Source organism: Mycolicibacterium rhodesiae (assembly GCF_002086695.1).
In the GTDB taxonomy this organism is placed as follows: Bacteria; Actinomycetota; Actinomycetes; order Mycobacteriales; family Mycobacteriaceae; genus Mycobacterium; species Mycobacterium rhodesiae.
Genome location: NZ_MVIH01000009.1, coordinates 81,567 through 99,342 on the forward strand (window position 1 = coordinate 81,567; position 17,776 = coordinate 99,342).

Annotated in this window: 20 protein-coding genes and 1 tRNA gene; 11 read left to right on the forward strand and 10 right to left on the reverse strand. The window is 67.3% G+C overall.

The features are described from left to right. Window positions 1–19 precede the first annotated feature (19 nt). Window positions 20–93 (forward strand) — tRNA-Pro (locus tag BST42_RS18870). Between the two features lie 74 nt (window positions 94–167). Here BST42_RS18870 and BST42_RS18875 read toward each other — a convergent pair. Beyond that, entirely contained in the window at window positions 168–1,043 is an 876-nt protein-coding gene (locus tag BST42_RS18875; RefSeq protein WP_083120841.1) for a LysR family transcriptional regulator, read from the reverse strand. A gap of 70 nt (window positions 1,044–1,113) precedes the next feature. Here BST42_RS18875 and BST42_RS18880 point away from each other — a divergent pair, with 70 nt between their 5' ends. Further along, a complete protein-coding gene (locus BST42_RS18880) occupies window positions 1,114–1,830 on the forward strand; it encodes an SDR family oxidoreductase (protein WP_083120842.1) in 717 nt (238 codons plus the stop codon). Window positions 1,831–1,848: 18 nt separating this feature from the next. Here BST42_RS18880 and BST42_RS18885 read toward each other — a convergent pair whose 3' ends face one another. The 3 genes from BST42_RS18885 to BST42_RS18895 form a co-directional block, all read right to left on the reverse strand. After that, on the reverse strand, window positions 1,849–3,240 hold the full coding sequence (locus BST42_RS18885) for an alpha/beta hydrolase (protein WP_083120843.1): 1,392 nt from the start codon (window positions 3,238–3,240) through the stop codon (window positions 1,849–1,851). 118 nt (window positions 3,241–3,358) lie between these two features. Beyond that, window positions 3,359–4,090, reverse strand: a complete 732-nt coding sequence (locus BST42_RS29910) for a hypothetical protein (protein ID WP_207569531.1) — start codon at window positions 4,088–4,090, stop codon at window positions 3,359–3,361. A gap of 140 nt (window positions 4,091–4,230) precedes the next feature. Then, the gene (locus BST42_RS18895) at window positions 4,231–5,901 is read right to left on the reverse strand and encodes an FAD-binding dehydrogenase (protein ID WP_083120845.1); all 1,671 of its coding nucleotides are present in this window, start codon (window positions 5,899–5,901) and stop codon (window positions 4,231–4,233) included. Window positions 5,902–5,946: 45 nt separating this feature from the next. Here BST42_RS18895 and BST42_RS18900 point away from each other — a divergent pair, with 45 nt between their 5' ends. Then, window positions 5,947–6,216, forward strand: a complete 270-nt coding sequence (locus tag BST42_RS18900; protein WP_083120846.1) for a hypothetical protein — start codon at window positions 5,947–5,949, stop codon at window positions 6,214–6,216. A 29-nt stretch (window positions 6,217–6,245) separates the two neighbouring features. Beyond that, the gene (locus BST42_RS18905) at window positions 6,246–7,268 is read left to right on the forward strand and encodes an iron-containing redox enzyme family protein (protein ID WP_083120847.1); all 1,023 of its coding nucleotides are present in this window, start codon (window positions 6,246–6,248) and stop codon (window positions 7,266–7,268) included. Here the strand turns inward: BST42_RS18905 and BST42_RS18910 are convergent. Together BST42_RS18910 and BST42_RS18915 are read right to left on the reverse strand one after the other, a co-directional pair. Beyond that, window positions 7,245–7,475, reverse strand: coding sequence for a CDGSH iron-sulfur domain-containing protein (locus BST42_RS18910; protein ID WP_207569532.1), 231 nt, complete (start codon window positions 7,473–7,475; stop codon window positions 7,245–7,247). The genes BST42_RS18905 and BST42_RS18910 overlap by 24 nt on opposite strands. Beyond that, window positions 7,472–8,167: a HemK2/MTQ2 family protein methyltransferase gene (locus tag BST42_RS18915; protein ID WP_083120949.1), complete on the reverse strand. Its 696-nt coding sequence runs from the start codon at window positions 8,165–8,167 to the stop codon at window positions 7,472–7,474. The genes BST42_RS18910 and BST42_RS18915 overlap by 4 nt, the downstream gene beginning before the upstream one ends. A 125-nt stretch (window positions 8,168–8,292) precedes the next feature. Here BST42_RS18915 and BST42_RS18920 point away from each other — a divergent pair, with 125 nt between their 5' ends. Continuing rightward, on the forward strand, window positions 8,293–8,991 hold the full coding sequence (locus tag BST42_RS18920; protein WP_110918672.1) for a phosphodiesterase: 699 nt from the start codon (window positions 8,293–8,295) through the stop codon (window positions 8,989–8,991). On the opposite strand, the gene BST42_RS29670 is transcribed toward BST42_RS18920, so the two are convergent. Then, a complete protein-coding gene (locus tag BST42_RS29670) occupies window positions 8,988–9,161 on the reverse strand; it encodes a hypothetical protein (RefSeq protein WP_165760877.1) in 174 nt (57 codons plus the stop codon). The two genes, BST42_RS18920 and BST42_RS29670, sit on opposite strands and share 4 nt — an antisense overlap. An 87-nt stretch (window positions 9,162–9,248) precedes the next feature. Between BST42_RS29670 and BST42_RS18930 the strand changes: the two genes are divergently transcribed. Continuing rightward, a complete protein-coding gene (locus BST42_RS18930; protein ID WP_083120850.1) occupies window positions 9,249–9,833 on the forward strand; it encodes a hemerythrin domain-containing protein in 585 nt (194 codons plus the stop codon). 59 nt (window positions 9,834–9,892) lie between these two features. Here BST42_RS18930 and BST42_RS18935 read toward each other — a convergent pair whose 3' ends face one another. The 3 genes from BST42_RS18935 to BST42_RS18945 all read right to left on the reverse strand — a co-directional run bounded on the left by BST42_RS18935 (window position 9,893) and on the right by BST42_RS18945 (window position 12,365). Next, a complete protein-coding gene (locus tag BST42_RS18935; RefSeq protein ID WP_083120851.1) occupies window positions 9,893–10,786 on the reverse strand; it encodes a manganese catalase family protein in 894 nt (297 codons plus the stop codon). An 83-nt stretch (window positions 10,787–10,869) separates the two neighbouring features. Continuing rightward, window positions 10,870–11,856 carry an LLM class F420-dependent oxidoreductase gene (locus tag BST42_RS18940; protein ID WP_083120852.1) on the reverse strand — a complete coding sequence of 329 codons (987 nt, stop codon included), beginning with the start codon at window positions 11,854–11,856 and terminating at the stop codon, window positions 10,870–10,872. A gap of 44 nt (window positions 11,857–11,900) precedes the next feature. Next, window positions 11,901–12,365: a GatB/YqeY domain-containing protein gene (locus tag BST42_RS18945; RefSeq protein WP_083120853.1), complete on the reverse strand. Its 465-nt coding sequence runs from the start codon at window positions 12,363–12,365 to the stop codon at window positions 11,901–11,903. Between the two features lie 108 nt (window positions 12,366–12,473). On the opposite strand from BST42_RS18945, the gene BST42_RS18950 reads away from it, so the two are divergent. From BST42_RS18950 to BST42_RS18970, 5 genes are read left to right on the forward strand one after another with little or no spacing between them, the layout of a single operon-like run. Further along, window positions 12,474–13,688 (forward strand): DUF7847 domain-containing protein, encoded by a 1,215-nt coding sequence (locus tag BST42_RS18950; RefSeq protein WP_083120854.1) that lies wholly within the window; start codon window positions 12,474–12,476, stop codon window positions 13,686–13,688. A 13-nt stretch (window positions 13,689–13,701) separates the two neighbouring features. Next, on the forward strand, window positions 13,702–14,355 hold the full coding sequence (locus tag BST42_RS18955; RefSeq protein ID WP_083120950.1) for a DUF4129 domain-containing protein: 654 nt from the start codon (window positions 13,702–13,704) through the stop codon (window positions 14,353–14,355). Next, window positions 14,352–15,473, forward strand: a complete 1,122-nt coding sequence (locus tag BST42_RS18960; protein ID WP_083120855.1) for a DUF4350 domain-containing protein — start codon at window positions 14,352–14,354, stop codon at window positions 15,471–15,473. Before BST42_RS18955 ends, BST42_RS18960 begins: the two co-directional genes overlap by 4 nt. After that, window positions 15,470–16,453, forward strand: coding sequence for an AAA family ATPase (locus BST42_RS18965; RefSeq protein WP_083120856.1), 984 nt, complete (start codon window positions 15,470–15,472; stop codon window positions 16,451–16,453). Before BST42_RS18960 ends, BST42_RS18965 begins: the two co-directional genes overlap by 4 nt. Further along, window positions 16,453–17,775 carry a DUF58 domain-containing protein gene (locus BST42_RS18970; RefSeq protein ID WP_083120857.1) on the forward strand — a complete coding sequence of 441 codons (1,323 nt, stop codon included), beginning with the start codon at window positions 16,453–16,455 and terminating at the stop codon, window positions 17,773–17,775. Before BST42_RS18965 ends, BST42_RS18970 begins: the two co-directional genes overlap by 1 nt. The last annotated feature ends 1 nt before the right edge of the window (window position 17,776 follow it).

Genomic DNA, 17,776 nt, shown 5'->3' on the forward strand with positions numbered 1-17,776 from the left:
ACGCTGTCGAGGCTTCACGCGGGGTGTGGCGCAGCTTGGTAGCGCGCTTCGTTCGGGACGAAGAGGTCGTGGGTTCGAATCCCGCCACCCCGACTCCAGTTGATGCAGCTAGTGGCCCTGATCCGGGTTTGCCGGTCAGGGCCTCTTGCGTAAACGGCGTAGGCGGGTCAGACCGTCTCACCCGCGCATGCCAGAGCGGCGGTCACAAACGCGTCGCGGACCGGATCGGCGACAGCAGCATCCCAGATCAGCGTGACGCCAGCGGGTGCGAGATCCTCGATGGGGACGACGCACACGTCAGGCCGCCGGTAGAACGCTGTCGCCGACCGCGGGAGGATCGCGAATCCTTCGTGTGCGGCGACGCGTTCGAGTTTCTCCTCCATGGTGGACGCAATGCGGTGAGCAGCGCGGCGGTGCTCGGGCATCGCGAGGGCGCACCACTCCGGTATCAGGGCCGGATCCTGCAGAGGGCGGTACGAGGCCAGCTCGGAGAGCCGCACCGACCGACGGCGGGCAAGGGGGTCGTCGGCGGGCAGCAGCGCGTCGCGCGGTTCCTCGAGGAGCGCCGCAGCCCCGAGCCCGCGGTGGTCGATGGGCTCGCGGGCGTAGACCACGTCGAGAGTGCGGTTACGCACCGATTCGAGCTGTGCGGCCCAACCAATCGGGACCACCTCCGCACGGTGGGCCGGGTTTGCCGCTGCGAAGCTCCGCACGGCCGCGGTCGCCAACAGGCCCGGCATCACACCGACCCTGACGACTCGGGTGCTACTCGCAGCTCGAGTGAGCCTGTCCTGCAATGCCTTTGACTCTGACAGCAAGAAGCGCGCGTCCTGCAGCAATTGGCTGCCCGCATCAGTGAGTGTGGTACCTCGGGTGTCACGGATCAGCAGTCGGACGCCGAGTTCGTCCTCGAAGGCCCGAATCTGACGAGAAAGCACCGGCTGGGCGATGTGCAACCGGCGGGCGGCACGCCCGAAGTTCAGTTCCTCGGCCACCGCGACGAAGTACCGGAGCTTGCGCATGTCCAGGTCGGGACCGCTCATACCCCGAGGGTATCGCCCGGCGACGAAGAGAGTCTTGGACGTGCGCAGTCGCGCGGCGGACCGTTGAGTCATGAGCCTGAAGAACACCAACGTCCTCGTCATCGGCGGCACCTCCGGTATCGGCCTCGGCGTGGCACATGCCGTGGCCGACCGCGGCGGCACCCCTTATGTCGCGTCTCGCCATCAAGCCGGCGTCGACCGTGCGCTGGCCGAATTGCCCGACGGAGCGCGCGGGGCCACCGTCGACCTCACGGACCCCTCGGCCCTCGACCGGCTCGCCGCCGATGTCGGCGACCTTGACCATCTGGTGTACACGGCGGGCGAATCACTCGAATTGCTTCCGCTCGCAGACCTCACGCCGGCGGTCGTCAACGGCTTCCTGCAAACTCGGTTCGTCGGTGCTTTGAGCGCGGCGCGGGTATTCGGCCCTCGACTGCGCAGTGGCGGCTCGATCACCTTGACCAGTGGCACGGCAGCGTGGAACCCCGGCTACGGGCCGCTCCCATCCAGTCTGTGCGGAGCGATGAACGCATTGACCACCGCGCTCGCGGTCGAACTCGCCCCGGTCCGGGTCAACGCGGTCGCACCGGGGATGATCCGCACCCCGCTGTGGGATGAGATGGCGCAGGCCGATCGAACCGCGCTCTTCGACCAAGAGGCGCAACGGATTCCATTGGGTCGCATCGGTGAGGTGGACGACGCGGTGCTCGCCTACGTCTACTGCATGGAGCAGACGTTCGGCACCGGCACCGTCATCACGGTGGAGGGCGGTTCGCTGCTGGTCTGACGCACCGCTCGTCGGAAACTACAGGCCCAGCGATTGATAGATCCCGGCCCGCTCCCGGTAGGCGTCCGGCAGCGGCGCGAAGATCGTCCAGTCGTGGAACTGGCCCTTTCGCAACACGAACGTGAAGTCCGCGCCGGCCGCCGTCGCCTTGTCACGCAACCGCAGCGCCTGCTGGGTCAGCAGATCGCGTGAGCTCGAGTAGACCGTGGTCGGCGGCAGTCCGGCCAGCGAGCCGAAGATAGGGCTGACGACGGGATCGTTCGCGGCGAGATCGCCCGCCCACGTCAGAAGGTTGTTGTCGTGCCCGTCGTGGGGATTGCCCAGCAGCGGGTCGTCCACCGGATTGGGGAACGTGTCGCTGAGATCGAGCGCCGGGGCCATCAGTACGAGGCGATGCGGCTGGGTGCCGTTGCGCTTGACGATCTCCTGCAGCGCGGCCAACGCTATGGTGCCACCGGCCGAGTCGCCCATCACGCTCACATTGTCCGCGCCGTGCGCGGCGATCTGCGCGCCGATGAAGTCGGCCATCACCGGGATGTCGGTTGCCGCAGTGCCAACGGGCGCAAGGGTATACAGCGGGACCACGATCGTGGCGTGCGTGTCGCGGGCCATGTCGGTGTAGGTCCACCAGTGGAAGATGCTGATCTGGCCGATGAACGAGCCACCGTGGATGGCCACCACGTACTGTCCGCTCGGATCGCGCGGGGTGAGCGTCCACACCGCCATGCCTTCGTATTCCGTCTTCTGCGCCGTGATCCCGGACAGCAGGAAGAAGTCCGGCTTGCCGTCGGTGAAGAACGGAATCTGCGCGCTGGTTCCGCTCAGACTGAAGGGCAGATTGAAGGTCTTGGTCACGAAATTGATGGCGCGAAGGCCGGCGACCACCGCGCGCTGGAAAATCGTGGGCGGCGGACCGCTGTACAGACTCTCGTCGACGGGCGGCGCCTCAGCGGGCAGCGCCGCTGCCTTCGCGGTCACTCTGGCCGACGATGCATGTGCGACGGCATCGTTGGCGGGTTTGACCACCAAAGACGTTGTGGCAGCTGGCTTTACCGTCGTATACGCAGCCGATACCGTGTCCTGGCTTTCACGCCGGGTGGCGCCGAGAACCGAGAGTGCGACCGCCACGACGTTGGGGGCCTTGGGCGCGGGGTCTGTGGGCGTAATCCGCACCGGATTCGAAACCACGGACAGTGCTTGCGATTTCGTCGCCGGACGAGGCTTCTGTCGCGCGCTGGACGCGGAGCCGGCTGAGGCGTTCTTGGTCGACGACGCCGCCGACGGGTGCCCGTTCGACGTGGATCCGGTGTCCGCCCACGCGACGCCCTGAGCAGCAAGCGCTATGCCCGCACCCACCCCGAGGGCAGCGGCAAGCCCACCGATTCGTCCGACGAACACGCCTGCTGCCATGGCCCGACCTCCCGACGACGCTGTGGTAGGCCGAACGTAGCAGGAGCGCCGTGGTCGCAAAGCGATTTATCGACGTGCCAAGTGATGCGGCGTACGGCCCAACCTCAACGGCTACGCGTCAGAACGGCGGCGGCGGTAACCCCGGCGGCGGAGGCAGCGGGGGCGGGCCGGGCAGCGGTGGCGAGCCCGGCAGGAACGGAATCCACGGCGGCGGCGGCAGCGCGGGCGGCGGCGGCAGCGGCGGCGGTCCGATCGCGGGCGGCGGAGGCAGCGGGCCGAGCGCCGGCGGCGGTGGCAGCGCGGGAGCCGCCGGAGGCGGAGGCAACACCGGAGCCGCCGGCAATGCGGCAACCGCGGGCGGCGGTGGCAGCGCGGGGGCCGCCGGAGGCGGAGGCAGGACCGGAGCTGCCGGCAGCGTAGCTGCCGCCGGAACTGCGGCTACCGCCGGAACGGCAGCCGCCGCCGGAACCGCAGCCGCCGCCGGAACCGCCGCGCCAGTCAAGGCCGCGAGCGGGTTTCCATTCTGGAATGCGGAGAACACCAGCGCCGAGCCCACACTGCCGGCCACAGCGGTAGTACCACCGATCGCACCATTGGCGATCGGTACCCCGATGGCGAGCCCGACATTTTGCGCGGCCTGGTCCTGGGCCGTCTGACGGGCCTCGTCCACCGACCGACCGATGGTGTTGTTATACGTGCTCGTCAAGCTGTCGAGGTACGTCTGCAGATCCGACCCCTGATCGGTCGGCGCACTGGGGGCGGCAGCGCCCGTTCCCCCCGCCGCAAACAACGCCCCTAGCGACAACGACGTCGCAGCCACCGCCTGAAGCGATGTATGACGAAGGCTCATATGGGCCCCCTTCCTGATGGCGCCATAGTATCGGGCCGGGCGACAAACCGACACTTACGATTTTCTAAGCTAATGAAAATCCGGCCAGCAACGCGGCAAAGCCTCAGTTCAGGTAGCTGAGCGCCGTCATAGCCCGAGGCTCACAGTGCCGCTGCGGCCGCCCTACCCGCGGCGCGACCGGAAAACAGGCAGCCTCCGAGGAACGTTCCCTCCAGCGCGTTGTAGCCGTGCACGCCACCGCCACCGAACCCGGCAACCTCCCCAGCCGCATACAGACCGTCGATCGGCCTGCCGTCCATTCCCATCGCTCGCGACGACAGATCGGTCTGAATCCCGCCGAGCGTTTTTCGGGTCAGAATGTGCAGCTTCACCCCGATCAGCGGCCCCGCAGCCGGATCGAGAATCCGATGCGGCGCCGCGGTCCTACCGATGCGGTCCCCGATGTAGCGGCGAGAGTTGCGAATACCTTGTATCTGAGCGTCTTTGGAGTACGGATTCGCCATCTGCAGATCGCGCGCCTCGATCTGTCGGCGAATCAGCCCGGCATCCAGCAACGGGTCGTCGGTCAGCGCGTTCATCTTCGCCACAAGTTCGTCGAGACCGTCGGCCACCGCGAAGTCCGCTCCGTTGCGCTTGAAGGCCTCAACCGGCGCCGGCGCACCCTTGCTGAACAACCGCTCCTTGAGGAAACCCGCGCGGTCCTTGCTGGTGATGTCGGGGTTCTGCTCGGAGCCCGACAGGGCGAACTCCCGCTCGATCATCTTCTGAGTCAGGATGAACCAGCTGTGGTCGTACCCGGCGATCTCCGGGGTGGTGCGCAGATAGCGCAGCGTGCCGAGGGTGTCGTAGCCGGGCAGGTACGGCTGGGGCAGCCGCCGGCCCAGTGCGTCGAACCACATCGACGACGGTCCCGGCAGGATCCGGATGGCATGCTTCGGCCAGATCGGATCCCAGTTCTGGACACCTTCGGTGTAGTGCCACATCCGGTCCCGGTTGACCAGGCGCACCCCGGAGCCGGCGGCGATGTCGAGCATCCGTCCGTCGACGTAGGCCGGCACGCCGGTGATCATCGAGGTGGGCGGTGTGCCCATCCGCTGCGGCCAGTAGCGCCGGACGATGTCGTGGTTCCCGCCGATGCCACCGGTGGTGACGATCACCGCCTGAGCCTGGAATTCGAAGTCCCCCAAGCGGTCCCGGTTCGACGGTGCGCCGCGCGGGGAATCGTCGGGGGCCAGCACCGTTCCCCGCACGCCGGCCGCGGCCCCATCTGCGATCACCAGTTCGTCGACCCGGTGCCGGTGCCGGAAGGTCACCAGGACGCGCTCGGCGGCGGCCAGCGCGGAGTTGACGAACGGCTCGACCACGCCGGTGCCGGTGCCCCAGGCGACGTGGAAGCGTGGCACCGAGTTGCCGTGCCCGTCGGCACGCAGGTCACCCCGCTCGGCCCAGCCAACGGTCGGCAGGAATTTGATGCCGTGCCCGAGCAGCCAGGACCGCTTTTCCCCGGCAGCGAAGTCGACATAGGCGCGGGCCCACCGCACCGCCCAGCTGTCCTCGTCGTCGACCCGGTCGAACTGCGCACTGCCGGACCAGTCACCCCAGGCGAGTTCGACGCTGTCCTTGACACCCAGCCTGCGCTGCTCGGGAGTGTCGACCAAGAACAACCCACCGAACGACCAGAACGCCTGACCGCCGAGGTTGGCCTTGTTCTCCTGGTCGAGCAGCAGCACCTTCTTACCGCGGCTGGTCAGCTCGTGGGTGGCGACCAGACCGGCCAGGCCGGCGCCGATCACGATGACGTCTGCGTCCATTTGATCTGAGCCCTTCGGTGTTGGGACGACGATTATCGTCCCCCCATGACGGAAATCAGTTTCGATCGGTGGTACCGGCCACTGGCTGCTCCGCTGGGCCTCGGCCCCGGCCGCTGCGACGTGTCGATCGCCGCCGGCACTTTGCACGTGTCGATGGGCTGGGGTTTCTCGGCCGACATTCCCCCGGCTCAGGCCCGGGTGGTCGGAGTGCCGACCACCCTGCGGTCGTTACTCGTCAGCGTCACCGACCCCGACGCTCTAATTCCGCTTGCTCGCACAAGTAAAACCGCAACTAAAGTGACAGACGGGGTTTAGCTCCTCGCCCGTGTGGGGACAAGCTTTGGGTGACGCTTGCCCCCATCCTTGTAGAGCCGCGCCTGCCCGAAGCTCGTGGCCCCGTGTCCATGGCTGTCCTCGAGCTTCTGACCAAGCGTGCGCCTCGCAATCATCTGCAGCCGATCGAAGCATCGCTGCATGACTCGGATCCCTACGGCATCGACGTCCAGCTCGCGCTCTACGTCTGCTATGAACTGCACTACCGCGGCTTCGCCGGCGTCGACCCGGGCTGGGAGTGGAACCCGGGATTGCTGCATCTGCGCGCCCAACTCGAAGAGACTTTCCTGAGTGCTGTTCAGCGTGATGTCGGCGACATCAGCGCCGAGGACACGGCTGAGGCCGAGATGGCGAAGCTGACGATCGAACCCGTCGACGGCACCGGCCCGTCCTACTTCCTGCGCAGCGAGGGCACCTGGGAGCAGATGCAGGAGTACTTCGTGCATCGCTCGCTCTATCACCTCAAGGAGGGCGACCCGCACGCGTGGGCCATCCCCCGGTTGACCGGCCTGGCCAAGGCCGCGTTCGTGGCCATCGAGTTCGATGAATTCGGCGGCGGCAGAAGCGATCACGTACACCAGCAGCTCTTCGCCGACCTGATGGTGGCTGCCGAACTGGACGCGACCTACCTCGCCTACATCGATGCGGTGCCCGCCGAGGCGCTGGCCGTGGTGAACCTGATGTCGATGTTCGGCCTGCACCGTGCGTACCGGGGCGCCGCCATCGGACACTTCGCCTCCACCGAGATCACCTCGTCGCCAGGGTCACGCCGACTGGTCGACGCCATGGAGCGCATGGGTGCGCCCGAGCCATGCGCGCGGTTCTACCGCGAGCATGTGGAGGCCGACGCCGTTCATGAGCAGGTGGTTCGCACCGACGTCGTCGGCGATCTGGTGACCCGAGAGCCGGCACTGGACCGGGACGTCATCTTCGGGATCCGGGCCCACCTGATGGTGGAAGACCGACTCGCCGATCACCTGATGCGGTGCTGGACCAATGGCCGTAGCTCGCTACGCCGGCCGCTGACCAGCTGACGATTCGCCGTCGCCGGTACGCCGGCGACGGCGATGACTGGTATCGCACAGCGGATAAGTCTTGCTGCGCTTACACATACAGATAGCGACCATGAAGCGGTCGGACTCGACGACGGAGCCGTCGGGCATCTCGATCCGCACCGGCCCCTGCACCATCATGGGGCCGCCGCTGACGATCCGGACCACCCGGGGCGCGTCGTCGCTCACCGCTTTTCCGCGCGGATCACCACGATCTCCTCCTGCCGCCTGCCTGCAGGAAGCATACCGATCTTCTCCATCCAGGACGCCCGGGCGCTCAGCACCGGCCCGAACGGAATGATCTGGCGGAGAACAACGTCCGCGTCCAACCCGGCGCCGCGCAAGCGGCTCAACGACTGCTCGGTGTCCGAGAACTCCGACTGCACGATCAGCATCATTCCGCTTTCGCTGAGCAGTTCGGCAGCCGAGTCACACAGCGGATTCAGCACCTGGCGACCGTCGACGCCGGCATTCCAGGCCGTCGACGGACCCACTTCGCAAGAGATTTCCTCGAGGTGGGCATCGGGACTCGTTGGCACATAAGGCGGATTGGAAACGACGAGGTCGAAGGGACCCGCTGCAAGGGCATCGCCCCAGGTACCCAGCCGCGTGTCGACTCCGACGCCGGCCAGTTCGGCGTTGTCGGCCGCACATCGAACTGCTTTGGGGCAGATGTCGAATGCGGTGACACTGCGAGCTCCCAATTGTGCGGCCGCGATCGCGATCACACCGCTTCCCGTGCAGAGATCAACGACACGGCGCCCGGTCACGGCGCCGGTGAGAGTCATGGCTTCGATGAGCAATTGCGAATCATGTTGCGGCGCATACACGCCGGGAACAGCTGCAATCGAACTTTGAACGTCGGGGTAGAGAATGGTCAACATTGGCCTTTCGACAGTCGATCGCGCCCGTGTTTTCTCACCGCGCTGCGAGATACATGCCCGATTACGTGGGCGTTAAACCCGCTGATGGTTTGCCCGCCTCGACGACAGGGAAGGCGTTCGGTGTGAAAGCTTCCGATCTAGCAGCCCTGCCCATCGCCGCCGGAGCCGCGCTGCGGCAGCGTCGCCTCTTCCATCCCAGCGGCGTGTTGGCCAACGGCGCGATCGAGCGGTTGTCGCCACCACATGAAGGTCTTCCGGTCGAATCCGGCAACATCGTCGGGCGCATCTCCAAAGCGGTCGGCACACCCGGTGCTCTACCGGATGCCGCGGGGCTGGCCTGGCGGATGCCGCCTGCCCCGTTCGCGGCCACCCCGTGGGATGTTCTGCTGGTGTCGGCGGGTTTCGGATCGGGCTCCTTCGTGCCCAACCGGGTCGCGCTGCGTGCGGTGACGTCATGGTCCGAGGCCGTGTACTCGAGCCTGTTGCCGCTGCGATACGAAGGCGAGCTGTGGTGGATCCGCGCTCGCCTCGCCACACCGGTCGGCGGCTCAGGATTGTCACTGCAGGCCGTGCACCAACGAATCAACGGCGACGGCCTCGAATTCGACGTTGAGCAAGCACGTGGAAACAGCGAATTCGAGCCGATGGCGACCCTGCGGCTCACCGAGGTGGTGCCGTTGACCGCGCACTCCGAGCATGACGTCTCCTTCGACCCGGTCCGCCACAGCGCACCCGATGTTCAGGTCTGGCCGGAGTGGTTGCGGAACTTCCGGGCTTTGGCCTACCGCAGCAGCCGCGAAGGACGCGACGCCGAGTCCTAATCTGGCGGCTCCTGGTCGGGCAAGTCGGCAACGTCAGGGGCCACTTCGCGGGTGGCCATGCCACCCTGGCCGCCCTTGTCCGCGGGACCGGGCCTGCCGCCGCGTGGCTCGTCCTGGTGATCGTCGGTGTAGTCGGCGTGGTCTTCCTCATCCGAGGTGGGGTCGGTCATGACCACCGGGATTACCCGGCGCCATTCGTTTCAACCCATTGGTGGGGGGTATCACGCCACCACACTGCCGATTACGAGGGGAAATACATGGATGCGTTGAGTTTTCTGCGAGCCGACCACGAGAGCGTACTGGGCATGTTCGAGGTGCTCGACGGCGCGCCCGCAGGCAGCGGTGCCGTGCAGAGCGGTCTGGGCACGATGGTGACGAACCTGGTAATCGCCGAGTCGCAACACGAGGCGATCGAAGAGCAGCTGTTCTGGCCGCTTGTGCGTAAAGCTCTCGACAACGGTGACGAACTGGCCGACACGGCGATCGCCCAGGAGCAAGAAGGTAAGAAGCTTCTACAGCGACTTGAGGACGGTAAGCCCGGTGAGCCCGACTTTCACGATGCCTTGGCGGAGTTCATCAAGGCCGGACGCGAGCACATCGCCTTCGAACAGGACCAGGTGTGGCCGCTCCTGCACTCTGCTGTCGGCCACGCCGAACTCGAACAGCTCGGTCAAAAGTTGGCGGTGGCAAAGAAAATCGCGCCGACCCGTCCGCACCCCGATACTCCGCCCAGCGCGCTTGTCCAGCAGACGATGGGTACCGCGGCAGCGATCGTCGACCATGCCCGTGACGCCGTGAGCGGCCGCGCGGCCGACAACCCGCCGGATCCTCAGAGTCACTGACGCAATGAACAACAAAGCCGGCCCCGGATCACCGGGGCCGGCTTTGTCGATTCACTCAATCAGCTTGTGGCGACGCGCTGTTCATGGGTGAACGGCTTCTCGCTGTCCACGTTGGGCGTGCCACCCGGGCTGCGCTGCTCGCCCTTGTTCTTCCGCGTGTCCCCACCGAGCCATTGCTCGGCCGGATTCGCGACGTACTCCCATTCCATACCCTCCGGCCACGGACCCTGGCCCTGATTCCACGGGCCCCGGACGTCGCCGTCCCCGTTGGACATATTGAAGGCGACGTTCTGGAATCTGTCGTCGCCGGCCAGATGCCCGGGCGGAAAGTTGACCGGCAGGTCGTTGATGGCCGCGGTGAACTGCTGGTAGTGCGCGACTTCCCGGGTCATCAGGAACGTCAGCGTGTCCTGAACGCCGGGGTCGTCGGTGAACTGCTTGAGGTACTCATAGACGATCTTGGCGCGCGATTCGGCGGCGAGATTACTCCGAAGATCCACTGAGGGATCACCGTTGGAATTCACGTAGGCGCCGCTCCACGGCACGCCCTGGGAGTTGCTGACGTCGGGGCCGCCTCCCGTGAGCGCAAAATACAGGGGATTCACCGCAACCTGGTGAATCACCGACTCGCGACCGTCCGCGCTGGCGATCGCCGGCATCCAATCACATTGCTCGTGAGCAACTTTCAGATCATCATTGAGTCCATCGAGCAGCATGGTGATCATCGACCCGACCATCTCGAGGTGGCTCAGTTCCTCGGTGGCGATGTCCATGAACAGGTCGTACATCTTCGGGTTCTTACCGCGCAGGATGAAGGCCTGGGTGAAGTACTGCATGGCTGCCTTCAATTCGCCGTTGGCGCCGCCGAATTGTTCCTGCAGCAGTCTGGCGAAACGCGGATCAGGCTGATTGACCCGCACCTCGAATTGAAGGTCTTTGTTGTGGATGAACATCCGTCCCCCTTCTACGTTGTGGGTCTGGCCCGGTTACCCCGCCGGTTCGGTGCCAAACGCCTCGTGGAATAAGGGATTTGCGATCAGTTGGCGGCATCCCGCAGTTTGGCCAACAACGGTTCGGCCGCCTTCGCCAGGAATTCGTCCTGCCCCTCATCACCGATCTGCACGAGTGCGATATCGGTGAATCCGGCCTCCCAGTACGCCCTCACCGCTTCGACGATGGCGTCCAGGTCAGGTCCGCACGGAATGCTGTCAGCGACGTCCTGCGGCCTGACGAACTGCGTGGCGCCCGCGAATCCGGCCGGGGTCGGTAGGTCGGCGTTGACATCCCAGCCGCCGCCGAACCAGCGGAACTGGTCGTGCGCCCGCTGGATCGCGGCATCGCGGTCGGGATCCCAGCACACCGGGATCTGCCCGATGACCCGGCCGCCACCGGCCAGACCGGTGGCCTGGCGCGCACCGTGCCAGGCGTCGACCAGTTTGCCGTCGGGTTCCACGGCGATCAGGTGGTCACTGACGGCCGCGAAGGATTCCACCGATCGCTCGCCCGACATCGCGACACCGATGGTGACCGGTTCGTCGGGGACGTCCCATATCCGTGCCGAATCGACTTCGAAGTACTCGCCCTTGTGGTCGACGAGCTCGCCGCTCAACAGCTCGCGGATGACGACGATCGCTTCTTTGAGCATGTCCTGACGGCGCTGGATCGTCGGCCACCCCTTGCCGACGACGTGCTCGTTGAGGTTCTCGCCGGAACCCAGGCCGAGGGTGAATCGCCCGTCGGCCAGGATCTGCAGGGTGGCGGCCTGCTGCGCGACAACGGCGGGGTGATAGCGCATCGTCGGGCATGTGACGTAGGTGTAGAGCGCCACCCGGTCGGTCGCGTGTGCGACCGCCCCCAGCGTCGTCCAGGCATTGGGGGCGTGGCCTTGGGAGGTCAGCCAGGGCGAGAAGTGGTCACTGGAGACTTCGAAGTCGAAGCCTGCTTGTTCGGCCGAAACAGCGTAGCGCACAAGGTCTTTGGGCCCGCTCTGCTCGGTCATCAGGGTGTATCCGAAGCGCGTCATGCGCGACGAGTACCCCGCCGTCGGAGACCGAAACGACCAGCGACCTACAAGCGCGCTTTGACCGCGGCGGACAACCGCGAACCGTCGGCCTTGCCCGCGGCGATCGCGTTGGCCGCCTTCATCACCAAACCCATCTGCTTGGTCGACGGGCGCTCACCGATTTCCTCGGCCACCTGGGCGATCGCGGTGTCGGCCACATCGGCCACCTCGGCGTCGGTCAGCGGAGTCGGCAGGTACTCGTCGATGATCCGGGCCTCGGCGTGTTCCTCTGCGGCCAGCTCGCCGCGTCCGTTCTGGGTGTAGATCTCGGCGGACTCGCTGCGCTTCTTGGACTCCCTCGCCAGGACCTTCAGCACCTCCTCGTCGGAGAGATCTCGCGCCTGCTTGCCGGAGACCTCCTCGGTCTGGATCGCCGCGAGCAGCAGCCGCAGCGTCGCGGTACGCAACTTGTCCTGGGTCTTCATCGCCTCGGTGAGGTCCGATCTCAGTCGGTCCTTGAGCTCCGCCATGGCGCAAACGCTACGCGCCGGGATGGGGAGGACATGGGAGGACGTTGAGAAATACTCCACCGCTCGACAGGATGGGCTGATGAGCTATGACGTCGGGGACGTTCGCCGGTGACGGTACCGCCTGCCGGACCCCCGGGACCGCCGCCGGGATGGCCTGGTCAACCGCCCTTCCCTGGGCCCGGATATCCCCCGCCGGGCTACCCACCGCCGGGTTATCCCCCGCCGGGCTACCCACCACCGGGCTACGGGCCACCGGGATATCCGCCGCCCGGATATCCCCCGCCGGGTTACCCACCACCGGGCTACGGGCCACCGGGATTCCCGCCGCCCGGCTACGGACCGCAGCTGCCCATGGCGGCCAAACCGGGCATCATCCCGCTGCGGCCGCTGTCGCTCAGCGACATCTTCAACGGCGCGGTCGGCTACATCCGAGCCAACCCGAAGGCCACGCTGGGCCTGACGACGGTCGTCGTGGTGATCACTCAAGCCTTGGCGCTGATCCTGCAGCTGGGCCCGCTGCTCTCGATGGGCAAGGTGGGCACGCAAACCGGCGAGGAGCTGTCCACGCCGGCGTTGGTGGGTTCCGCGGCGTCGAGTGTGACCAGCGGGCTGACCACAGCCCTGGCCGGAATTCTGCTGTCCGGCATGCTCACCGTCGTGGTGGGCCGAGCGGTCTTCGGCACCAAGATCACCGTCGGCGAGGCGTGGCAGCGCCTCCGCGGCAGGCTGTGGGCACTGATCGGCTTCAGCGCCATCGAAGTCCTCGCCGTCGTGGTGTTGGTCGGGGTGGTCGTGGCGGTCATCGTCGGTGTTGCGGTGGCCGGCAACGGCACCGCTGCGGTGATCGTCGGCATTCCGCTGGTGCTCGGGTTGATCTCTGCGCTGGTCTACCTCTACACGGCGCTCTCGTTCGCGCCGGCCGCAGTCGTGCTCGAGCGTAAATCGATCATGGGATCCATCCGGCGCTCGTTCGGCTTGGTGCGCAACCACTTCTGGCGCATATTCGGCATCCGGCTGCTGGCGTCGGTGGTGGCCGGGGTCATCGCCGGAGCGGTCGCCGTTCCGTTCAGCATCGCCGGGCAGGTGTTTCTTCTCGGAGCGGACTCGTCGGGCCCGATCATCCTCGCCACGACGTTGACCGCCGTCGGAGGTGCGATCGCACAGATCATCGTCGCGCCGTTCACCGCGGGTGTGACGGTGCTGCTGTACACCGACACCCGCATCCGCGCGGAGGCGTTCGATCTGGTGCTGCAGACCGGTGCCACCGCGGCGCCCGCGGACACCGCGGCCGCCGACGATCTGTGGCTCACACCCGGGCGCTGACGCGCCGATCACCATGCCTGTCATCGACATCGACCGGGAGACCGCTCACGACGCGGCTCAGCGTGAGCTGGCCAAACCGATCTACCCGAAGGAATCGTTGACCGACCGGCTCAACGAGTGGCTTCAGGAACTGCTGTACCGGGTGATCGCCAAGGGCGCGTCCATTCCCGGCGGGTGGCTGACCATCGCGGTGCTGGCGATCGTGGTGCTGGTGGCGTTCATCGTCGCGGTGCGCATCGCCAAGCGGACGATGCGCACCAACCGGGGTGGTGACGCTGGTCTGTTCGGCACCCGCGAACTCAGTTCGGCCGAACACCGGGCCACCGCGCAGGCGTATGCGGCGCAAGCTAACTGGGCTGCGGCCATCCGGCACCGGCTTCGCGCCGTGGCCCGCCACCTCGAGGAGACCGGGCTGCTCAACTCGGTCCCGGGCCGCACCGCCAACGAGCTCGCAGCGGATGCCGGCCAGCTGCTCCCGGACTTCGGTGGCGAGTTACGCCGGGCGGCAACGGTGTTCAACGATGTCACCTACGGCGAGCAGCCCGGCACCGAACCTGACTATCGGATGGTCGCCGCCCTCGACGAAGCCCTGCGCCGACACGCCGGCCCGGTCGGTTCCGAAGGCGATGCTCCGGTCGTCACCGACACCTGGGCCCCGCTGCGGTGAGCGCCACCCTCGGCCAGCGGTGGCGCACCGGACGCTGGATTGCCGTGGCGCTGATCGTGATCTCGGCGATCGCGGCGGTCAGTGCGTTCCTCACCGCGCCGCGCCCGGGCGGCCGGATGGATCCGGACTCCACCGGCCCCGACGGCGCACATGCCCTGGTCGCGCTGCTGCGCGACCGCGGTGTCGACGTCGTGGTCGCCGACACCGTGGCCGATGTCGAGAATGCCGCCCGCCCGGACACCCTGCTGCTCGCAGCTGAGACGTACAACACCCGGGGCGAGGATCTGCTGACCCGGCTGGCGGACGTCCCCGGTGACCGGCTGGTGCTCGAACCCACCTCGCGGGCGCGGCAGGCGCTGGCCGCCGACATCCGTCTCGGCGGTGCCAGCCTGCTGACCTCTGAACCCGATTGCGATCTGCGCGAGGCAACCCGCGCCGGGACCGTGCAATTGGGCGCCACCGACACCTATGAGAAGGCGGGCGACGTCGATGTGACCCGCTGCTACGGCGGCGCGGTGGTGCGCTACCAGGACGGCGGACGCACCGTCACCGTGGTCGGCAGCGCGGACTTCATGACCAACGGTGGCCTGCTCAGCGAGGGCAACGCGGCGCTGGCGATGAATCTGGCCGGTGACCGGCCACGACTCATCTGGTATGCCCCGCAGAAGCCGGAAGGAGAAGGGGCACAAGGCTCGTCGCTCACCGATCTGATGCCCGACGCAGTCAACTGGCTGGTGTGGCAGCTGTGCCTGGTGGTGGTGCTGCTGGCCGTATGGCAGGGTCGCCGGTTGGGACCGCTGGTCGCCGAGAAACTGCCGGTGGTGGTGCGGGCGTCTGAAACGGTGGAGGGTCGCGCCCGGCTCTATCGGTCCCGCCGAGCCCGCGGACAAGCCGCCGAAGCCCTGCGTACCGCGACGCTACAGCGACTGGCACCGCGACTCGGTCTGGGCCCCAACGCCTCTCCTGCGGCGGTGACATCCGCGGTCGCGCAGCGCTACGCCGGGGATCCAAACACCGTGCAGCATCTGCTGTACGGACCGCCCCCGTCGACCGATACCGATCTGCTTCAACTAGCCCACTCACTCGACGACATCGAAAGGCAGGTCACGACGTCGTGACGAACTTTGCCCAGCCTTCTTCCCCCATCGCCGAGCACGACGCGGCGCGCAGCGCTCTGCTTGCCCTGCGCGGCGAGATCGCCAAAGCCGTCGTCGGTCAGGACGCCGTGGTGAGCGGGCTGGTGATCGCCCTGTTGTGCCGCGGACACGTTCTCCTGGAAGGTGTTCCGGGTGTGGCGAAGACGCTGCTGGTGCGGGCGATGTCGGCCGCTTTGCAGCTGGACTTCAAACGGGTGCAGTTCACGCCGGACCTGATGCCGGGCGATGTCACCGGGTCGCTGGTGTATGACGCCAAGACCGCGGCGTTCGTGTTTCACGAAGGTCCGGTTTTCACCAACCTCATGCTGGCCGACGAGATCAACCGGACCCCACCGAAAACCCAAGCGGCCCTGCTGGAGGCGATGGAAGAACGTCAGGTCAGCGTCGACGGTGAGCCCCGTCCACTGCCGGACCCGTTCATCGTGGCCGCCACCCAGAACCCGATCGAATACGAAGGCACCTATCAGTTGCCCGAGGCGCAGCTCGACCGGTTCCTGCTGAAGCTGAACGTCCCGCTGCCGCCGCGTGATCAGGAGATCGCAATCCTGTCCCGGCATGCGAACGGATTCGATCCGCGCGACCTGAGCGCCATCCGCCCGGTGGCCGGCACCGCCGAACTGGCCGCGGGCCGCGAGGCGGTGAAGCGGGTGCTGATCGCCGACGAGGTGCTGGCCTACATCGTCGATATCGTTGGCGCCACCCGCAATTCGCCGTCGCTGCAGCTGGGTGTGTCACCGCGTGGTGCGACCGCCCTGTTGGGCACCGCACGGTCCTGGGCATGGTTGTCCGGGCGCGGTTACGTGACCCCCGACGACGTCAAGGCGATGGCCAGGCCGACGCTGCGCCACCGTATCGCCCTGCGCCCCGAAGCCGAACTCGAAGGAGCCACCCCCGACGGCGTGCTGGACGGCATCCTGGCCGCGGTGCCGGTGCCGCGCTAGTGATCCTCACCGGACGCGCCGGCCTGATCGCTCTGCTGGGCGCCCTTCCCATCACGCTGTCGCCCTGGCCGGCAACAACTTTCGTCGTGGCGCTGCTGGTGTTGCTGCTCATCGTGGCGGTCGACATGACGCTGGCCGGCAGTCCGCGGGCACTGCGCCTGACCCGCGAGCCCGATACCACGGCGCGGTTGGGGCAGACGGTGGACGCTGTGGTCCACCTTCACAACGCGGGGCGCCGCCGCTTCCGCGGTGCGGTGCGGGATGCCTGGCCGCCCAGCGCCTGCGCCGAACCCCGCGCGCATGCACTGTCGCTGCAACCGTCCGAAACCGGCACTGTCACAACTCTTTTACATCCGGTTCGCCGCGGCGACCTGCGGTCGGAGGTAGTCACCGTCCGATCGATCGGGCCACTCGGTGTCGCCGGACGGCAGCGCTCCCATCCCGTCGCCGGGCAGGTGCGGATCCTGCCGCCGTTCCTGTCGCGCAAGCATCTACCCTCGAGGCTGGCCCGGCTGCGGGAGATCGACGGGCTGTTGCCGGTGCTGATCCGCGGCCAGGGCACCGAATTCGATTCGCTGCGCGAATATGTCGTCGGTGACGACGTCCGATCGATCGACTGGCGCGCCACGGCCCGCCGCGCCGACGTGGTGGTCCGCACCTGGCGGCCCGAGCGCGACCGGCGGGTGGTCATCGTGCTCGACACCGGCCGCACGTCGGCGGGTCGCGTCGGTGTCGATCCCACCGCACGAGACCCGGGCGGCTGGCCGCGGCTGGACTGGTCGATGGACGCCGCTCTTCTGCTGGGCGCGCTGGCATCGCGCGCCGGCGACCACGTCGACTTCCTGGCGCACGACCGGCTCACTCGCGCAGCCGTCTTCGGCGCCTCCCGCACCGAGCTGCTGGCCCATCTGGTGGAGGCGATGGCACCGCTCGAGCCGGCGCTGATCGAATCGGATGCGACCGCGATGGTGGCCGCCGTCCAGCGCCGGGTGCGCCGACGGGCGCTGGTGGTGCTGCTGACCGATCTGAATTCCTCGGCGCTCGACGAGGGGCTGCTGCCGGTGCTCCCGCGGTTGTCGGCCAAACATCAGGTGATCGTTGCCGCGGTATCGGATCCGCGGGTCGACGAGCTGGCTGCCGGTCGCGCCGATGCCGCCCAGGTGTACGACGCGGCGGCCGCCGAGCGGGCCCGCAACGACCGTCGCAGCATCGCCGGCCGACTGCGGCACAGCGGTGTCGAGGTCGTCGATGCGTCGCCGGAGGATCTCGCGCCGGCCCTGGCTGACCGCTACCTGTCGATGAAGGCCACCGGCCGCTTGTAGG

Excerpts from the sequence above, each read along its gene's own strand:
- BST42_RS18900 (WP_083120846.1), top strand. The coding sequence starts at position 5,947 with ATGACGGAAATCAGTTTCGATCGGTGGTACCGGCCACTGGCTGCTCCG.
- BST42_RS18885 (WP_083120843.1), bottom strand. The coding sequence starts at position 3,240 with ATGGCAGCAGGCGTGTTCGTCGGACGAATCGGTGGGCTTGCCGCTGCC.
- BST42_RS18935 (WP_083120851.1), bottom strand. The coding sequence starts at position 10,786 with ATGTTCATCCACAACAAAGACCTTCAATTCGAGGTGCGGGTCAATCAG.
- BST42_RS18875 (WP_083120841.1), bottom strand. The coding sequence starts at position 1,043 with ATGAGCGGTCCCGACCTGGACATGCGCAAGCTCCGGTACTTCGTCGCG.
- BST42_RS18895 (WP_083120845.1), bottom strand. The coding sequence starts at position 5,901 with ATGGACGCAGACGTCATCGTGATCGGCGCCGGCCTGGCCGGTCTGGTC.
- BST42_RS18945 (WP_083120853.1), bottom strand. The coding sequence starts at position 12,365 with ATGGCGGAGCTCAAGGACCGACTGAGATCGGACCTCACCGAGGCGATG.
- BST42_RS18955 (WP_083120950.1), top strand. The coding sequence starts at position 13,702 with ATGCCTGTCATCGACATCGACCGGGAGACCGCTCACGACGCGGCTCAG.
- BST42_RS29910 (WP_207569531.1), bottom strand. The coding sequence starts at position 4,090 with ATGAGCCTTCGTCATACATCGCTTCAGGCGGTGGCTGCGACGTCGTTG.
- BST42_RS29670 (WP_165760877.1), bottom strand. The coding sequence starts at position 9,161 with ATGACCGACCCCACCTCGGATGAGGAAGACCACGCCGACTACACCGAC.
- BST42_RS18940 (WP_083120852.1), bottom strand. The coding sequence starts at position 11,856 with ATGACGCGCTTCGGATACACCCTGATGACCGAGCAGAGCGGGCCCAAA.
- BST42_RS18880 (WP_083120842.1), top strand. The coding sequence starts at position 1,114 with ATGAGCCTGAAGAACACCAACGTCCTCGTCATCGGCGGCACCTCCGGT.
- BST42_RS18930 (WP_083120850.1), top strand. The coding sequence starts at position 9,249 with ATGGATGCGTTGAGTTTTCTGCGAGCCGACCACGAGAGCGTACTGGGC.